This is a genomic window from Streptomyces ferrugineus (genome assembly GCF_015160855.1).
GTDB lineage: Bacteria > Actinomycetota > Actinomycetes > Streptomycetales > Streptomycetaceae > Streptomyces > Streptomyces ferrugineus.
In genome coordinates this window covers 8,282,899-8,300,136 of sequence record NZ_CP063373.1, presented here as the reverse complement: position 1 = coordinate 8,300,136, position 17,238 = coordinate 8,282,899, and the positions used below count along the sequence as shown (strand labels likewise).

Annotated in this window: 14 protein-coding genes and 1 pseudogene; 8 read left to right on the top strand and 7 right to left on the bottom strand. The window is 67.3% G+C overall.

Features of this window, described 5'->3' with window-relative positions:
* Nucleotides 1–6: 6 nt before the first annotated feature.
* Nucleotides 7–213, bottom strand: coding sequence for an MbtH family protein (locus IM697_RS36910; protein WP_194040689.1), 207 nt, complete (start codon nucleotides 211–213; stop codon nucleotides 7–9).
* A gap of 2 nt (nucleotides 214–215) precedes the next feature.
* Nucleotides 216–1,625 (bottom strand): MFS transporter, encoded by a 1,410-nt coding sequence (locus IM697_RS36905; protein ID WP_194040687.1) that lies wholly within the window; start codon nucleotides 1,623–1,625, stop codon nucleotides 216–218.
* Nucleotides 1,626–1,952: 327 nt separating this feature from the next.
* Here IM697_RS36905 and IM697_RS36900 point away from each other — a divergent pair, with 327 nt between their 5' ends.
* Nucleotides 1,953–2,768 (top strand): SAM-dependent methyltransferase, encoded by an 816-nt coding sequence (locus IM697_RS36900; RefSeq protein WP_194040685.1) that lies wholly within the window; start codon nucleotides 1,953–1,955, stop codon nucleotides 2,766–2,768.
* A 26-nt stretch (nucleotides 2,769–2,794) separates the two neighbouring features.
* Here the strand turns inward: IM697_RS36900 and IM697_RS36895 are convergent, their stop codons facing one another.
* Both IM697_RS36895 and IM697_RS36890 read right to left on the bottom strand, forming a co-directional pair.
* Nucleotides 2,795–3,718, bottom strand: coding sequence for a helix-turn-helix domain-containing protein (locus IM697_RS36895; protein WP_194040683.1), 924 nt, complete (start codon nucleotides 3,716–3,718; stop codon nucleotides 2,795–2,797).
* 262 nt (nucleotides 3,719–3,980) lie between these two features.
* Nucleotides 3,981–4,211: a DUF397 domain-containing protein gene (locus tag IM697_RS36890; RefSeq protein WP_194040681.1), complete on the bottom strand. Its 231-nt coding sequence runs from the start codon at nucleotides 4,209–4,211 to the stop codon at nucleotides 3,981–3,983.
* A 198-nt stretch (nucleotides 4,212–4,409) separates the two neighbouring features.
* Here IM697_RS36890 and IM697_RS36885 point away from each other — a divergent pair, with 198 nt between their 5' ends.
* From IM697_RS36885 to IM697_RS36870, 4 genes are all read left to right on the top strand, one after another.
* On the top strand, nucleotides 4,410–4,979 hold the full coding sequence (locus IM697_RS36885) for an ATP-binding protein (protein WP_228044312.1): 570 nt from the start codon (nucleotides 4,410–4,412) through the stop codon (nucleotides 4,977–4,979).
* Nucleotides 4,980–5,234: 255 nt separating this feature from the next.
* Nucleotides 5,235–5,585, top strand: a complete 351-nt coding sequence (locus IM697_RS36880; protein WP_194040679.1) for a hypothetical protein — start codon at nucleotides 5,235–5,237, stop codon at nucleotides 5,583–5,585.
* A 27-nt stretch (nucleotides 5,586–5,612) separates the two neighbouring features.
* Nucleotides 5,613–5,807 (top strand): hypothetical protein, encoded by a 195-nt coding sequence (locus tag IM697_RS36875; protein ID WP_194050155.1) that lies wholly within the window; start codon nucleotides 5,613–5,615, stop codon nucleotides 5,805–5,807.
* A gap of 150 nt (nucleotides 5,808–5,957) precedes the next feature.
* Nucleotides 5,958–6,950 (top strand): MBL fold metallo-hydrolase, encoded by a 993-nt coding sequence (locus IM697_RS36870; protein ID WP_194040677.1) that lies wholly within the window; start codon nucleotides 5,958–5,960, stop codon nucleotides 6,948–6,950.
* 354 nt (nucleotides 6,951–7,304) lie between these two features.
* On the opposite strand, the gene IM697_RS36865 is transcribed toward IM697_RS36870, so the two are convergent.
* Nucleotides 7,305–7,718 carry a type II toxin-antitoxin system VapC family toxin gene (locus IM697_RS36865; protein WP_194040675.1) on the bottom strand — a complete coding sequence of 138 codons (414 nt, stop codon included), beginning with the start codon at nucleotides 7,716–7,718 and terminating at the stop codon, nucleotides 7,305–7,307.
* A complete protein-coding gene (locus IM697_RS36860; RefSeq protein WP_194040673.1) occupies nucleotides 7,715–7,978 on the bottom strand; it encodes a CopG family transcriptional regulator in 264 nt (87 codons plus the stop codon). Before IM697_RS36860 ends, IM697_RS36865 begins: the two co-directional genes overlap by 4 nt.
* Nucleotides 7,979–8,120: 142 nt before the next feature.
* Between IM697_RS36860 and IM697_RS36855 the strand changes: the two genes are divergently transcribed.
* The 3 genes and pseudogenes from IM697_RS36855 to IM697_RS36845 all read left to right on the top strand — a co-directional run bounded on the left by IM697_RS36855 (nucleotide 8,121) and on the right by IM697_RS36845 (nucleotide 12,918).
* Nucleotides 8,121–11,417, top strand: a complete 3,297-nt coding sequence (locus tag IM697_RS36855) for an AAA domain-containing protein (protein ID WP_194040671.1) — start codon at nucleotides 8,121–8,123, stop codon at nucleotides 11,415–11,417.
* A gap of 111 nt (nucleotides 11,418–11,528) precedes the next feature.
* Nucleotides 11,529–12,295, top strand: a pseudogene (locus IM697_RS36850) (transposase).
* Between the two features lie 143 nt (nucleotides 12,296–12,438).
* Nucleotides 12,439–12,918, top strand: coding sequence for a hypothetical protein (locus IM697_RS36845; RefSeq protein ID WP_194040668.1), 480 nt, complete (start codon nucleotides 12,439–12,441; stop codon nucleotides 12,916–12,918).
* 1,769 nt (nucleotides 12,919–14,687) lie between these two features.
* Here the strand turns inward: IM697_RS36845 and IM697_RS36840 are convergent.
* The gene (locus IM697_RS36840; RefSeq protein ID WP_194040666.1) at nucleotides 14,688–17,228 is read right to left on the bottom strand and encodes an nSTAND1 domain-containing NTPase; all 2,541 of its coding nucleotides are present in this window, start codon (nucleotides 17,226–17,228) and stop codon (nucleotides 14,688–14,690) included.
* Nucleotides 17,229–17,238 lie beyond the last annotated feature (10 nt).

Below are 17,238 nucleotides of genomic sequence, written 5' to 3'. Positions count from 1 at the left end.
CCCGCCTCAGGCATGTGCACCCGTGCGGGTGGGACGTATGTCCGTCCAGTGCTCCTCGACGAAGGCGAGGCACTCGGCACGGCTGCTCGCGGTCAGCGCCACGTCCCACCCGTCCGGCACGGCGATCTCGTCGGGCCACAGCGAGTGCTGGCCCTGGGCGTTGGTGAGCACGAGATAGGTGCCGTCCTCGTCCTCGAAGGGGTTGGTGGTCATGGTCAGCCCTCCACGAGTTCTCTGTTCTCGGGGTTGTCGTCGGCGGTGTCGGTGGTGGCGTCGGGCAGCAGCGCGTCGATGTCCCGCACCGTGCGCCGGGACATGCCGACCACCGCGACGGTGATGCCGCACAGGCCCGCGATGAGCAGCATGGCGGCCATGCCGCTGCCCGGACCGTCGCCCAGCAGCGGCCCGAGCACCACGAAGATCCCGGTGCCGGCGGCGGCCTGCGGTTCGAAGACATGGTCGGCGAGCGGGCCGGAGACCGCCGTGGCCAGCGGGACGGAGATCTGCGACAGGAACATCACCGCGCCGAAGACCCGGCCGTGCCACTCCTGGTCCACCTTGGTCTGCACGATCGCCTGCATCGTGCCGTTGATCATCGGCATCAGCGCCGCGCCCACGAGAATGGCCGCGCACCAGCCGACCACCCCGCCCACCAGCGCCATCGCCACCTGGGCGGACAGGCACATGCCGATGATGCCGAGCAGCATGCCCCGGGCCCGGTTCCTCGGCCCGCTCCAGGCCGCCATCAGCAGCCCGCCGACGACCCCGCCGACCCCGATCGCGGTGTTGACGCTCGCCAGCGCCGACGTCTCGCCCCCGGACCGGGCCAGCACCATCGGCTGTACGGCGGCGAAGCCGAAGACCATGACGAGGTTGACGAAGCAGAACGCCAGCATCAGATCGCGCAGGCTCGGAAACCGGAACAGGAACCGCATCCCCTCGACGGCCTCGGCGACGAGCTTCCCCCGCGCCCCGCCCTTCGGCTTCGCCGCGCCGCCGTCCCCCCGCAGCCGTACGACGCGGATCGCGACCAGCGCGAGAGCGAAGCTCACCAGGTCGGCGACCAGGATGAAGCCGAGCCCGGAGAACGCCACCAGCAGCCCGCCCAGCGCCGGACCGCCGACGTCCGCCGTGCTCTTGGCGCTCGCCAACAGGCTGTTCGCGCGCTGGAGCTGCCTCTTGTCCACCAGCAGCGGCACGGCGGCGCCCAGCGCCGGGAACTGGAACGCGGCGGCGCAGCCGAGCAGCATCACCGCGCCGTACACCTCCCAGGTGTGCAGCCCGCCGGTGAAGTGCAGCACGCCGAGCAGCGCCACGATCAACAGCCCGCCGCCGTCCGCGAGCTGGAGCGCCGTACGCCGCCTGACCCGGTCGACGAAGGCCCCGGCGAGCGGGCTCAGCAGCACCTGGGGGAGCAGCGCGCACAGCGAGAGCGTGGTGAGCGCGGTGGCCCGGCCGGTGGCCGACCAGGTCTCGAAGACGAAGGCGAACCGCAGGACGGAGTTGCCGACCAGGGATATCGCCTGCCCGCTCCAGACGAGCATGAAGGGACCCATGCCGGTGAACCGGCCGGTCTTTCCCCCGTCGTGCGCGGTGTCGTTGTGCGAGCGCGCCGCATCTGCCACGTACATACCCCCGTCGAATGTGGCTTCCGATCGAGAACCCTAGTTCGAAACGGAGTGCCGCACAGCCCGAACCGGGTGGTCGCACACTCACCTCGTAGGCACCTACGAACAATTGACGACACAGCGGCATTCGAGATGTCCGGGGCGAGGGCCCCCATACCGGACACGTCCCGCGCGTTCCATCAGCGGCTTCCACATCCGCCGTCCCCGTCAAGGGTGGTATTCACCCGCTGGTTGACCGATGGACTGGCTCGACCAACTGCCCTCTCCCTAGGATGTGTTGTCGGCGAGGTGATCTCCTCGGCCGTCCTGCCCCTGGGGGAAGCCATGGAGCCTGGAAAGCTGTCCACGTCGATCGATGCCACGGTCCCGACGGCCGCGCGCATGTACGACCACTACCTCGGAGGCAAGGACAACTACGCCTCGGACCGAGCCGCCTGCGAAGAGCTGGACAAGGTCGTCCCCAGCACCCGCGCCCTCGCGCTGAACAACCGGCGCTTCCTCCAGCGCGTGGTCGGCACGCTCGCCGGCGAGTACGGCATCCGGCAGTTCCTCGACCACGGCTCCGGCCTGCCCACCCAGAACAACGTCCACCAGGTCGCGCAGGCCGTCGACCCGTCCTCGCGCGTGGTGTACGTCGACAACGACCCGATGGTCCTGGTCCACGGCCGCGCCCTGCTGGACCAGAACGACAACACCGCCGTCATCCACGCCGACATGCGCGACACCGACGGCATCTTCGCCCACGACGACACCAAGCGCCTGATCGACTTCTCGCAGCCGGTGGCCGTGCTGTTCAACTCGGTGTTCCACTGCATCCCCGACAGCGACACCGACGGCCCGCTCGCCGTTGCCCGCCGCGTGCGCGATCGCCTCGCGCCCGGCAGCTACATGGTGATGTGCCAGCTGGTCAGCGAGGACCCCGAGGTCCGCGACTTCGTCACCGACTTCATGGACCAGGCGACGCAGGGCCACTGGGGCCGGGTGCGCCAGGAGAAGGACGTCGCGGAGTACTTCGAGGGCCTGGAGATCCTGGACCCCGGCCTGGTGGAGGTCTCCACCTGGCGCCCCGACACCGAGGTGACGCCGCGTCAGCTGACCATGGAGTGGATCGAGTACGGCGGCGTGGGCCGACTCCCGTAGAGCTCAGGTGACAAGTTCAGGGCGACTCATGAGCCCATGCGGGAGTACCGCTCCGCCGTCTCGCGCAGCCGCTCCAGGGACTCGCGCGGGTTGAGGGCCTCGTCACCCAGCCGGTCCAGGGCGAGGCGGTACTCCTCGGTCTCGTCGCGGTCCTCCAGGAAGGCCGCGCTCTTGATGTGCTCCAGGTAGACGATGTCGGGCAGATCGATGCCGCCGAACCGGAGATAGGTGATCGGCATGGCCGGCGCCGAGGCGTTGGTCACGTCCAGCGGCACGATCTGCACGGTCACCTGCGGCCGCTGGGCCATCTCCACGAGGTGCTCGAGCTGGGCGCGCATCATCTCACGGCTGCCCAGGACGCGCAGGAGCACCGACTCGTCCATGATCGCCCAGAGCTGGGGCGCGTCCGGTCGGTACAGCAGCTCGCGCCGGCGCGTCCGCAGCTCCACCCGCCGCAGCACCTCACGGGTCGGCGCCGTCGGCAGCCCGCGCTCCACCACGGCTCGGGTGTAGGCGTCGGTCTGCAGTAGACCGGGGACGTACTGCAGTTCAAAGGTACGGATGGCCGTCGCGGCCTCCTGCAGCCCGACCAGCCGGTCGAACCACTCCGGCATCAGCCGCTTGTCGTAACGCTGCCACCACCCCGGCTCACCGGCCCGCCGCAGCAACTGCAGCAGCAGCGAGACCTCGTACTCCTCGGCGCGGTAGTGCTCCAGCAGCTTGCGGACGTCGGCCTCAGTGGGCGGCCGACGGCTCTTGCCCGCCTCGATGCGCGACAGCTTCGCCGGGCTGAACCCCACGGCACGGGCCGCCTGGTCCTGGGACAGGCCGAGGTCCTCCCGGATACCCGCCAACTGGACGCCGACCAGCATCTTCAGCAGGGTCGGCGCGGGCTCGGTCCGCTCCAGATAGGGTTCCAGGCGGGAGATGCGAGGGAACTCGGCGGACATCCTGACTCCCCGTAGACCGGCATACGACAGACCGCATTATCGCATCCCGCTGCCTCACGCCGCCGGAACCGCAGGAAGTGGAAGAGTCAACTTCCGCTTGCGGGAGACGTTTCGTCCGTCGCGGCCGGGTGTTGTGCGGTGTTCCGGGGCGTGGTGTTCCGGGATGCGGTGCTCCGGGGTATGGCGTTCCGTTCCCGGGCAGGCGGACGACTCGCACGAGGCGGGCCGCCGCCGGCCACGGGAGGCTCACACGGGGCGGGGCTCACACGAGGTGGTCGAACTCCCCGTCCTTGGCGCCCGCCAGGAAGGCCGAGATCTCGGCCGGGGTGTAGACGAGGGCCGGGCCATCGGGGTGACGGGAATTGCGCATCGCGACACTGCCGTCGCCGAGGGAGGCCACCTCGACGCAGTTGCCCTCGGCATTGCTGTGCCGGCTCTTGATCCAGCGGACGCCCAACGAGCTTGCCCGTACGCCGTTCTGTGCTGTTGGCACTGCACTCTCCTTGCTCACGTTCCGTCACGCGTACGCCTCCGCGCCCCACCGGGCCCGGACCGCACCACGCGCTCTGCGTCGACACCGCTCGCGCAATTTCCCGTGAAATTGCACGGAGACGCCGTCGGCGTGGATAATAGCCCTTGGCGTCAAGAGCGGCGCGGACGACCCGTCCTGACCATGTATCAGGGAGACGTTGTGTCCTTACCTGCGTACGAAGGGCTCCGACTGCCCAGCGGCCCTGCGTCACCCGCGGGTTCGACCGCGACGCAGCAGGCGCGCCCCGACGCCTCCGGTCCGCGTCCTCGGCTCACCGGGCCCGAACCCCCGCTCACCTCGCCGCGATCCGCCGTCCTGCCCCTGGCGGGCGCCGAACAGGGCTGCGGCCAGGCCCGCGACTTCGTCCGCCGCACCCTGGAGAGCTGGGAGCTGGGCCACTGCGGCCCCGACGCCCTCATGGTGGTCACCGAGCTGCTCGCCAACGCCGTACTGCACGCCGCACCCCGCCCCGCGGCCCGCCGCGCCCCCGCCGACGCCGAGGCCGAGATCTGGCTCCGCCTCAGCATCCGCCGCCCCGCCCACCTGGTCTGCGCGGTCACCGACCCCAGCGACCACCCGCCGGTGTACCCGCACACGAGCGACCCCTTCGACGAGCACGGCCGCGGGCTGCGCATCATCGACGCCTTGTCCGAACACTGGGGCTGGACGAGAAGACACCCCATGGGCAAAACGGTCTGGGCCATGCTCCCCACGACGGACCAGCCCTGACCCTCTCCCTGCCACGGCACCGCGTTCGGTAAATGTGCCTTGGCACGGGAACATTTGGACAAGTACCCGACCGGGCCCTTAACCCGCCTTATGGCGCTGGCGCCATATTTGGGACGTCCCGGACCGCGGTGTAACACAGCCGTCTTTCCCTGGCGCAGAACCAAGTGGAAGCGAGTCGCCCCGCAATGGCCGAATCCCGGCACTGTGGGGTGACCCGTCGTCTCGTCCCCAGTAACGCGTCAGATCGGATTTCTCGTGAACACCGACCCGGTTCCCGGATACCAGACACACGACGGTCACACACCCCAGAACCGCCCCCGGGACAACCGGGCCACCGCACGCAGAACGGCCGTCACGATCTGCACGATCGCCGATGTGTCGGCGGGGCTGCTCGGCCTGTGGATCGTGCTGTACCTGCTCGACGCCAACCAGGGGAACGCGTTCGTGGAGTTCGTGCGCGGCTCGGCGAACCTGCTGTCCGGATGGGCACGGGATATTTTCACGATGGACACGGAAGGCCTACGGGTCATCCTCAATTACGGCCTCCCGGCCGTCCTCTATTTGCTGCTCGGGCACGGAATTGCCGCACGCCTCAACCGGGCCTGACGGCATTACCAGCGAAAGGACGGCACAGTGACACGCACACCCGCCGAAAACGATCACCTGCCGATTTATGAAGACCTGGTGCGCGAACGCGGAGATGTGGTGGCGGAGGCGCAAATGGCAGCCGCACACACCCAGAACCAGGCAGCGGAACTGCTCAGCGACGAGGATGCGGCCCACTGGAACCGACAGCAGGGGCCGCCTCCCCGCCCCCAGGCCGGATAGCCGCCGGCACGACGGAACAGTCGGGGGCGGCCCGCTGAGGGCTCGCATCCGGCCAACACGACGGCAAACAGCCCACGCGAGCAGGCCGACAGGTGAGGATCAAGGTGCCCGAGGGCAGGCCCAGCCCTCCGAGTCACCGAGAGGACCACCGTGACCTCCCCCTTACCGCACCCCGATCACCCGGCCGCCCCCCTCTCCAGGCGCCGCTTCACCCACCTCGCGGCCCTCACCCTCACGGCCGGAGCCGGCGCCCTCCCCCTGGCCACACCGGCGAGCGCCACCACATCAGCCGCCCAGGCGTACTACGACCGCGCCCGCGCACTGGCCGGAGACGACCAGGTGCTCCTCACCCTCGTGAAGGCACTGACCCCCGGCGCCGTAGTACCCCGCCCACCCGCGCCGCAGCCGCTGCTGCTCTTCGACAACGTGGCCATGCTGAGCGTGGGCTGGGTCTCCGCGACGGCCGTACTGACGGACGACGGCATCGTGCTGATCGACGCCCTCACCTCCCCGGAGGAGGCGGAAGGCACCGTCGTAGCGGGCCTGCGCACGCTGGGAGCCGACCCGCACACCATCAAGTACATCGTGGTCACCCACGGCCACGACGACCACTACGGCGGCGCACAGCACCTCGCCGACCACTACGGCGCCCGCATCCTGATGACACCGGCCGACTGGAACCTGACGGCCCACTCCGACTCACCCCACGCCCCCACCCGGGACCTGGACATCACCGACGGCCAACGCCTCACGCTCGGCGCCACCACCATCCACCTGCACCACACCCCGGGCCACACCCCCGGCACCGTCTCCCCGATCTTCCCCGTCCACACCGGCCCCCACCGCCACACGGCCATGCTCTGGGGCGGCACCAACCCACCCCCCACCCCCGCCGAACTCCGCACCTACCTGTCCTCCATCCACACCTTCCGCACCCACATGCACCAAGCAGGCACGGACGTGGAACTCTCCAACCACCCCAACGACTACGGCCTCCAACGAGCCGAACAACTACGCACCGACCCCCACGGCCCCAACCCCTTCATCCTCGGCGCCCCGCGCACCCAGCGGTACATGAGGGTGATGGACCTGATGCTCCGCGGCAGACTGGCGGACGCCGAGACAACAGCCGACGACGGCTGACCACACGGCACGGTGAGGCCGCCCCCTCGGACCTACGACCGTCAGCGCAGCCGACGGCACCCGACACTCACCCGGAAGAGCCGGCCCTCGCCCCCGCCGACCTGACCCAACCCCGTCGTCGACGCGACCGACATCGAAGAGCCGCTGAAGAGTTCAGGGACCCCGACACGGGGCCGCTCGGAGCGACATACGCCCGGTGCCCCTGGCAGGATTCGAACCTGCGCACACGGCTCCGGAGGCCGGACCCCTCCCAGTCGTTCTCGCAGGTCAGCGCGCTCTCTGATGCTGCGTCAGGAGTGAGATCCCGGTTATGCCCCGCGATCGTGAAATGTGTGGTTCATTCACTTTTGGGCGTTAGATCTTGATGACAGTGGCGCGCGTTCCGCAGAGGGCGGTGAGGTCTTCCGGGTCGGAGGTGAGCACGGTGACGGGCCCCGGAACGGCGAGGGCGGTCGCGCTGAGCATGGCGTCGATGGCGTACTTGTGGCCGTGCAGGCCGGCATCGGTGAGCAGGGCGGCGGCGTGGCGCGCGACTGCGTCGGTGACCGGCTCCACGACGAGGCGGGAGAGTGTCCACTCCAGGGCCGGGCGGTTGATGCGCGGATGGACGACTTCCACCAGAGTGGCCGCCGACGTGATCACACGCAGGTCGTCGGCGCGTGCAAGGGCGAGCCAGCCGGTGACTGTGCGGTCGCGCAGCACGGCCTTGGCCAGCCCTTCGCTGTCGAGCACCAGCGTGCCGCCCGGGGTGGCCGGCGAGCGTGTCACGCCGCGCTCGCCTCATCGCCGGTCTGCTGTGCGCGTGCTTCGTGGAGCTGGTCGCGCAGGGCCTGCACCTCGTCCTCGGTGATGGGGCCGTGTTCTGCCTCGGCGACCTGGATGAGTTCGTTGAGGTTGTCGCGCTCGATCTGGCGGGCGACGGCGGCGGCGACGTAGGCAGACAGGCCGGAGGGCCCGCTGCGGGCGCGGGCGGCTTCGGCGATGTCCCGGGGCATCGTGATCGAGTACTTCTGGGTAGGCTCACTCATGCTCCTTATCCTACTCCGGATGCTACCGCCTGGGTGTCGAGTCGGTCGGCGTTCACCATGGCCAGATTGGGTGGTGGTCAGCGCTGGTCTGCCCTGGTACTACGGGATCAAGATCCGGGCAGCGCGGTCGTAGCGGGGGAATGTGGGCTGGCAGGAAGAAGTCGTCTCGGCGTTGGATGCCTGGGTGGCCCACGAGGGCGTACCGGCGCGGGAGCCCCGGTGGCGTCTCCTGGGGCGGGCGGTACGGGGCCGAAAGCCCGGAGAGTACGTCGTCGACGTGCGCGGCTCCGACATCGGCACGGATCAGCTTCAGGGCGACAGCCTGAGACTGGCCGGGCCCGACGAGAGGGGTGTCGATACCGGCCACTCCGTCCTCGACGTGTTCAAGGACGGTACCGCCTTGCGGGTGCGCGTTCCCGAGTTCGCCGATCCCACTGACCCCCATCTGTGGATGAAACCGCAGCCCACCGGCTTCCTCGTCAAAGCGCTACGGGAGGGCATGGCCGCGCTCACCGACGCCCCGCTGGCCCACCTCATGGCCCGCGGCGAGGCGGGCACGGGTCGGCTCGCACCGACCCCGCCGCCGCAGGGCGTGCTCCTGCCGGCCCAGGAGCACGCGTATCGCGCGTGCACGGGTGAGGGCCTGTGGCTGGTCTGGGGCCCGCCGGGCACCGGCAAGACCACGGTCCTCAAGCGGGCCATCGGTGACCTGATCGCGCGGGGCAAACGGGTTCTGCTGGCCTCGGCCACCAACATCGCCGTGGACAACGCCCTGTGGGGCGTAGTGAAGCAGCGGCGGCACGCAGACGGGGAGATCGTCCGAGTGGGACCGCCCCACCTACGAGAGGTCGCAGAGGACGCGAGTGTCTGTCTCACCCTGATGGTGCGTGAACGGCTGGCCGAAGCCGATGCACGGCGCCGCGCGGTCGCCGCGCAATTGGTCGAAGGCCGGGAGCGGGCACGTCAGTTGGAGGAGCTGGAGCGGAGCCTGACCGACTTCGATCCAGTAGCGTACGCGGCAGACCGCACGAGGCTGGACGATCCCGCCCGTACATCCGGGGCCCTGAAGAGGGCGCGCGACAAGGCGCACCGCGACTCTCAGGCGGAAGGAGATACGGTCACCCGACTGGAAGAGGCGTACCGGTCCGCGGTCGAAGCAGTGAAGGCGACGGAACAGGCCCAAGCCGACTGGAAGTCCCACGACGAGCACGAGGCACACCTCGCCCGACTCCGGTCGGTGGTCACCGACCTGGAGGCGAAGGCCCTCCTGGCTGACAGCGATCGTGCAGCGGCTCAGGAGCTTCTGGACGGACTCGAGCAGCTGAAGGGCTTCGCGAAGCGCCGGGCCAGGCGGGACAGGGAAACGGCGCGGGTCAGACTGGAGACGGTACGAACCCAGGCCCGGGAGGCCGAGAAGAAGGCGGCGGATGCCCGTTCCGTCCTCGCCCGCCAGGAGGGAGGCATCACAGGACGACTGGCGGAGTTGCGCGCGCGGATCCTGTTCGGCAAGCAGGAGATCACGCTCCGGCAGACGACCCTGCGCACGGTGGAGAACGACCTGGACCAGGCCCGGCGAACCCACAGGACCACCGCCGCCCGCCTGGATACCCTTGCCAGGGAACTCGGCCTCTCGCAAGCGGCAGAGGCTCGCGTTGCGGAGGCCGACCACCTCGGCCATCCCAGGCGCCATGCTCTGGCGACAGCCCTCAAGCCTCAAGTCGTCGCGGACCAGGAGAGCCGTCCTGCTCTGGAACGCCGCCACCGCGAACTCCAGGAGGAGTACGACAAACTCGCCCGCGACGCCCAGGGCGAGATCATCCGCGGCGCGAAGCTCGTGGCCACCACGCTCGCCCGCTTCCGAACCACCAGAGCCGTGTTCGAGGGTGAGTACGACGTCGTCCTGGTCGACGAGGCCGGAGCCGCGACCCTGCCCGAAGTCCTCCTGGCCGTGGGCAAGGCGAAGACCACGGCCGTTCTGCTCGGAGACTTCATGCAGCTCGGCCCTGTCCTGCCGAAACTCGACGCCAGGAAAAGGCCTGATGTCGCCCGCTGGATCCTGCGCGAGGTCTACGAACACTTCGGCATCGAGTCACCCGCAGCTGCCGTCAGCCACCCCGGCTGTGTCGTCCTGGACATCCAGCACCGCTTCGGCCACGACGTCATGAGCCTCGCGAACGCCCTCGCGTACGACGGCGTGCTGAAACCCGGCCCCGGCGTCGAACAACGTGCCGCGCGGCGCGCACCCGACGACGCCGAAATCGTGATCATCGATACCGACGGACTCCAGAGCCTGGCCCAGGCCCACCGCACGGGTCGCCGCAAGGGATGGTGGCCGGCCGGCGCCCTGCTGGCGCGGGCACTGGTCGACCTCCACCGCGAGGACGGCGAGGCGGCCGGAGTCGTCACGCCCTACCCGGTACAGGCGGAAGCCACTCTGGAGGCACTCCGCGACAACGAGTCGACAGATGGCCAGGTCGCCGAAGTTGGGACGGCACACCGCTTCCAGGGCCGTGAGTTCCCGGTGGTCGTCTTCGACACGGTAGAGGACGACTACGGCGACGGTCTCTGGATGTCCCAGGCAACTCGGGTCCCCGAGGCGACGACCTGGGCCCGCAACGGTGTACGCCTCTTCAACGTCGCCGTCACCCGCGTACAGACCAGGCTGTACGTCCTTGGAAGCCGCAGCCGCATCCTCGCCGCGGGCGAGCAGACGGCCATGGGCAAGCTCGCCGCGCTGATCCACGACCGGCGCGCCAAGTGGGTCCCGGCGAGTCAGCTCGTTGCCCCCGGTGGGCAGCCCGATATCCCTCTCGGCCCGTTCAGCACCCGCCTCGCGGACGTACTCTCACGCCACGTGGAAGTCACCGACGTTCACGACGAGATCTCCTTCTACGAGACGTTCGCCGACCGCCTGGCCGAGGCCCGCACCTCCCTGTGGATCTGGTCCCCCTGGACCGCGAAACGCCTACTCGGCATCCTCCCGGTACTGGAGGACGCGGTACGCCGTGGAGTGCGCGTGACGGTCTTCGTCCGCGACCCCTACGACACCGGCCAGAAGAAGCAGGCACACCTGGTCAGGCAACTGCGGACCGTGGTCCCCACCGTCGTCTCCGTCAACGTCATGCACCAGAAGATCGTCGTCATCGACGAGCACACGGTTCTGCTGGGGAGCCTCAACTCCCTCTCGCAGAGCCGTTCCCGCGAGGTGATGCTGACCATCAAGGGCGGCCACTTCGCCCGCAAGATCCTCACTCACGAACACGCGGAGGACTTCGCGAGGCCGCCGCGATGCGGTGCGTGCAAGGGAGACGACGTGGACCTACGGCGTCGAGGCGACGGCTCCTGGCACTGGAGGTGTTTCAACCGGGCGTGCCCGGCGCGGCAGGGTACCCGGGCGTGGGAAGCACCGGTGCGCTTCGGCTCGGGGCGTCGCCGCTGAGCTCGATCTCCGCCCCCACGGTCTTGCCGGACGGGGGACGCGGCACGGTACCCCAGCGCGCCGCTAGAGGTTGTCCCGTAACTGGTGGGGCAGTTGGTGCGTTGGCTGAGCATGGGTGGGGTGATCTCAGCGGATGATCCGAAGTGGATTGAGCCGTTCTCCGGACTGACCGAGTCGCAGTTCACCAGGCTGGTGGCTCTGGTGCGGCGTCGCGGTGGTGATGTTCAGCGCGGCCGTCCCTGGCGGCTGCCGCTGGAGAACCGCGTGTTGCTGGTGGCGACGTACTGGCGCACGAACCTCACATTGCGGCAAGTGGCGCCGCTGTTCGGGGTCTCGAAGTCTGCGGCCGACCGCATCCTCGATCACCTGGCGCCCCTGCTGGCCATCTCGCCGGCCCGTCGGCCGCGCAAAGACACCGTCTACATCGTCGACGGCACCCTCGTGCCCACCCGCGACCGCAGCATCGCCGCCTCCAGCAAGAACTACCGCTACTCGACGAACCTGCAGGTCGTTATCGACGCCAACAGCCGTCTGGTCGTGGCGATCGGCCTTCCGCTGCCCGGCAGCCGCAACGACTGCCGGGCATTCACCGAGTCCGGCGTCGACCGGGCCTGCCGCGGCGCACCGACCATCGCCGACGGCGGGTACCAAGGCACCGGCCTGCTCGTCCCGCACCGCAAACGACGAGGTCAGACACGCCTCAGCCCACACCAGGAAGCGGAGAATGCCGTCCACCGCAGGGCGCGGGCCCGGGTGGAACACGCCCTGGCGCGGTGAAGAACTGGAAGATCCTGCGGGACTGTCGGCTCAAGGGCAACGGTGTTCATCAGGCCATGCTGGGCATCGCCCGGCTCCACAACCTGGCCCTCACCGGATAACTCACGCCTCATACGGGACAACCTCTAGATGTTGCAGCGGGGCGTCCGGACCCCGAGTGACGTTTGGAGATCTCTACGCCAAGCGGGCTGCCGTTCGCCATGAACTCGTGCAGAGTTGTCGTGTGGGGCTCGGGGAGGGGGCCGTGGAGGCATTGGAGGGGGTAGTGGGTACGGCAACGCTGTTCGCGCTCGGAGCCGCAGGTGGATCGCTACGCGGGTTGGTCGACGTCTACAACCAGACCATGGCGTGGCAGGCGGCACGGCGCGAGCATCAAAGAGCAGAAACTGTAGAGGATGCGCAGCCGCCGCCGAGCCTGCGAGAGTTCCTTGATCCAGTGGCAGATATCACGGCGGCCATATTCCATATGGTCCTGGGTGCGGCGGGGGCTGCTCTGTTTGGGATGTCAGGCCAAATTTCGGGTGCTTATGCGGCAATCGCTGTAGGAATCTCGGCTCCTGCATTGTTGACCCAGCTTGGGCGAGTGCAGACGATTAATGATGCGGTTACGGGTGTGGGACAGGGGGTTGGTTCGCCACCAAACGATTCCACTCAACCGCAGAATTCGAGCGCGGTAACACAGTCTCATGCTCCATCTGGTGTGGGGCAGGAGGGGGCTGCGTGATGGCCCGCGCGAATGTGACACGGCGTGTGCTTGCTGCGACGCTAGGCCTCGGCCGTCAGACTCTGACTGATGTCTCAGTTGGGCGTCGTACCACGCGAGGTGAATATGGCGTTGTGCGTCGATGTGTAGCCGCGATTCTGGGTATCACTCTCCCTGGGCAATCTTTGAGTGAAGTATCGTCCAAGAAGGGTAAATACTCGTCGCTCAAATCTCAGGAGCCTTCCACGGCAGGCGTATTGGGTGGTCCCGTCAAGAGTTTCGCGCGTCGCAATTTGATGGCGGCTGGTGCTGGAGCTCTCCTGGTTGGATTACTAGGAACGGTTGTGACTCTTGGAGCGACTTCTTCGTCCACACCGAGCCCATATCAACCTTCAGAATGGGCGCTAGGCGAGACTGGCGCGAGGAAGTCGGATTACAAATGGGTGACGGATCCCGGCGGATTTTCACTCTACATCCCTCGCGCATTCGATCGAGATGTGGATGCGGGGTACGCCACCTACATCGAGAAATCCAAAGGGCGAAAACTTGAGATACGAGTGGTGGCTATGGCAGGCGAAACTCCATTGGGGGAAATTAGGTCAGCGGAAAAGGTCGCCTCGAAAGAGCCTGGTTACCGCATTATCCGGTCGGGAAGGATTGGCGAGAATCCAAGTGATCCCGCTGAGCTGGAGTATTACTTCGAGGCTGTACCTGACGGGGTGCGGCGCGTAATTATGCGCGCGTCTCGCGGCCCGGATGGGAAGATTTATGTAATTAAGATGACGGGGCCAACGTTTTCTTGGTCTGGTTCCTATCAGAATTTCAGTGTGGCTGCCCGGTCTCTGTGTGTGTCCGGGTACGAGTGTGCCGTTGGTAACGGCAACTAAGTTCGACCTCAGTCGGCGACTGCATCGGACGTGGCAGGGGTGCATGCGGTAGGACACGTGGGACAGTCAACTATCTAAGTGTCCGGCTCATTCGTGCAGGTCAGGCCCAGTCTTGGGACAGTCGGACAGCTGGGACACGATCTGTCCGGCGTTGCCCTGCGCACCTCGTGGCACTCTTGGCAGCGGGCAGTGGAGGCAGTGAGAGGAGTCGGAGTGTCGGAGGCCAGTCCGCGCGGAACCTACTTGGTCATCTCAGAGAAGCTACGGGAGCGGGTCGAGGCAGATGAGAACGCCGAGGTACTGCCGTCGGAAATGATCCCGTCATCAACCCCCCTTGAAGTTGGGCCCGCCGCAAAGCCTAGCCGCCGGCGTGCCCGCGCTTTCGGTCGTGCAAACTCACGAGGTACTGTCTGCCGCCCTCTGGCCGAAGTGAGCGCGTGGCGCGTTCACGGACCGTTGGCCTCACACGCTACTCACGCGTGAACCGTGATCAGCAACGAGAAAGAGCGGGAGACAGTGAGACTGTCTCCCGCTCTTTCATGTCGGCATCCGCCCTAGTCAGCGCTTGATTCTTGCTGATCCTCGGCGAGTGCCCCCGGCAGGATTCGAACCTGCGCACACGGCTCCGGAGGACGTTGGACTCCCAGGCGTTTCCCCAGGTCAGGAGCCTATCTGATGCCTTGTCAGGCCCGCCGTCCCGCAAATAGCCCGCTAGAAAGAAATGCCCGGATTTTTTACTTTTCTGTTCGAGTGCTGGACTCGGTGTGCCCTGCGGGCACCGGCTGGGTGTTATTCCACTGCATCAGGCGAAGGGGCTCAGTTTCCGTTGTGGATGAACGTCACCTCGGTGCTACTGCGCACCCCGCCTGTTCGCGGTGCGCAGTAGCACTTCACTCCCAGTAGTCAGGCTGCGTGAACCCGAGCCCAGCATGCGTGCAGCACTCTCTCAAGGCGGTGTCTGCCCGCTGTGTCTGAGTCGAAGACCTGGAGGGCCCGCAGCGCGCTGAGTGCCTCCACGGCATCGATCTGGTCACCGTCCGTGGCGGCTTCCACAGCAGCCAGGAGATCACCGGCACTCATGCCTTCATCCGTCATGAACTCAGTGACCGCGCGGTAGGCAATCCACTGCGGCGTCCGCGGTACGAGGCCGGCCTCCGTCAAGAACTCCCTCGCCCCCTCGACGTCCTCCAAACTGGCCACCGCTTGGCGCAGTGCTTCATCTTCGGGGAGCTTGGCGAACAGACCAGCGGAGAGCCGGTCGACGAGGAGAGGCCAGCCTCCGGTGGACTGCCGCAGCTGCTCTATCTGGGCGTCGGATGTGAATGCCTCGTTGTCCTGGGCCCAGGCGCGCAGTCCGTCTGAGCTGAACCGCCGCAGGGTGAGCACCTCAATCTTGGCATCGTCCTCGAGTCCGCCGCCAGCGGCCAGCGACCACAAGGCCCGCTGGTTGGGGCCTGCGACGATCACGGCGGAGCGAGTGACACCGGCCCGGTCGGGGATGCGGCTGACTGCGCTCTCCATCGTCTCCAGGCAGGCGTTGTCACGGGGGCACTTCTCCGTGAGGTCCGACACCACGACCCGCTTGCGGCCAGGGACGCCATCCATGAGGTGGCGATCGAAGTCCAAGCGTTTGGTCACCTGCGGCATTTCCCAGCCGGTTGCCTGGGCGACGTCTTTGAGAGCCGCGGCAACCCGGTCGACGCCGGTCGCGGGTGTCCCGATGACCAGGCGTGCCTGGTTGCCATGTCCGGGCAGCACGTCCGCGATCTGATCGGCGGTGAGAGGGGAGTGCGAGTGCCCGTTACGCGAGCGGTGGCGCGCTTCGAACCTGTCGAAGTGTTCGGGCACTTTCCGGTTGGATGCCTGAGCCAGTTCGGCCTCCACCGTTCCCAGAGTCCCGATCATGCTGAGCGCATTGGCACTGCGCAGGTGCCAGCCCCGGTGATCCGGGTCGGGCGCGAGTACGCCGAGCCCTTCCATTTCTGACAGGTAGGCGCGGAACCGGTCCGTGTCCAGGTTTTCGAAACCCTCGTGCCACCAGTACGTGCACTCTTCCCGCAACTGCACCTGGCTGAGCCGGGCGTCCAAGCCGTAGTGGTGTGCATGGTGCGCGACCACGTTCGCGATCACGTTATAGCGGGGATCGAGCCGTAGTGTGTCGTGGAAAGCCTCAGTGATGCTGAACCGCAGGTCTTTGTCCGACTGGACCGTCTCCACATCGGCCCTGGTGATGGTGTACGGCGGACCGGACGCCATACCAGTCCGCTTGCCGTGCATGGTCTGCACCAGACGGTGTCCGAACATCTGGAGCAGGAACGGCTGGTACGAGCAGTGGCCGAGGATGCGGTGCACCAGCGCGGGTTCCTCGAACCGGTACCCCAGTGCCTGGAGTGGCTTCGTGAGCAGGTCGACCGCGTCTTGCGGCGGCAGCGGACCGATCACAGTGGGATTCTGAGAGAGATGTCCGAACGGGCTGTTCTCGGCGATCTTCGCGTAGCGCTGCACGGAGTGGAGGCCCGCGAAGAACACCTTCACTCGGTCATCCGTATCGGCACCTAGATCGCGCAGAAGCCTGGTCTCGGTGAACTGGGGTGAGTCGGACTCAAAGAAGCCGTCCGCCTCGTCGAGCATGATCAGTAGTCTCCGCTTCGGTTCCGTGCGCAGCCACGCCTGAATGTCGGCTAGGACATGCTCGCGGGTGAGCGCGGAGCCTGATTTCACCTTACGAGACGGCGTGAACTCTTCACGTTCCAGAAGACGGCGGCCGATCCGGTCCCAGACGACGGATGACGGAGCGTTTGTGCCGGTGAACGTCGAGTCCAGGGAGATGAGCAGACTGAGCCGCGCTCCAGGCAACTGAGCTTCGTATTTGCGCCCAGCGGCCTTCAGCAGGGCCGACTTGCCGAGGCCACGCCCACCGAATACGACCTGCTCACCTGTGGTGCTCAGTACCTCGTCGAGTTCCGTGTCACGGCCGTAGAACATCTCCTCAGCCACCGGAGCGCGTTTGCCCATCACGTACGGATTGACCGCCGAGAAGGGGAGTAGCACGCGCATGGCAGAGTCCAGACGCTGGTTGCCGCAGGCGGCCAGATGGGCCAGGGCCGAGTCGTCCAGTACCACGAGGGCCCGCCGTCCGCCCGCGCACTGCGCCGCGAGTACTTCGCGGTCACGCACCGGCAGCGTGCCGAAGTATGCGATGAGCAGGCTGTCGTCGTTCAGATCCTGCTGAATCCAGGACATGAGCCGCTCTGACGATGGCCGGTCCCAAACCAGCATCACACGCAGGCTGCCGCGCAGCCCCGAGCCGAATGCCGGCACCAGGGCCGACCCGGTGTACTCGATTGCGGGTATGTCGATGAAGCGGTAACTGACGGAGCGGGGCCTGTCGATCCGTTGGGGGAGCTTCTTGCTGCTGTAGCCAATCAGGCGAAGGGCGGGCATCAATGAGCTT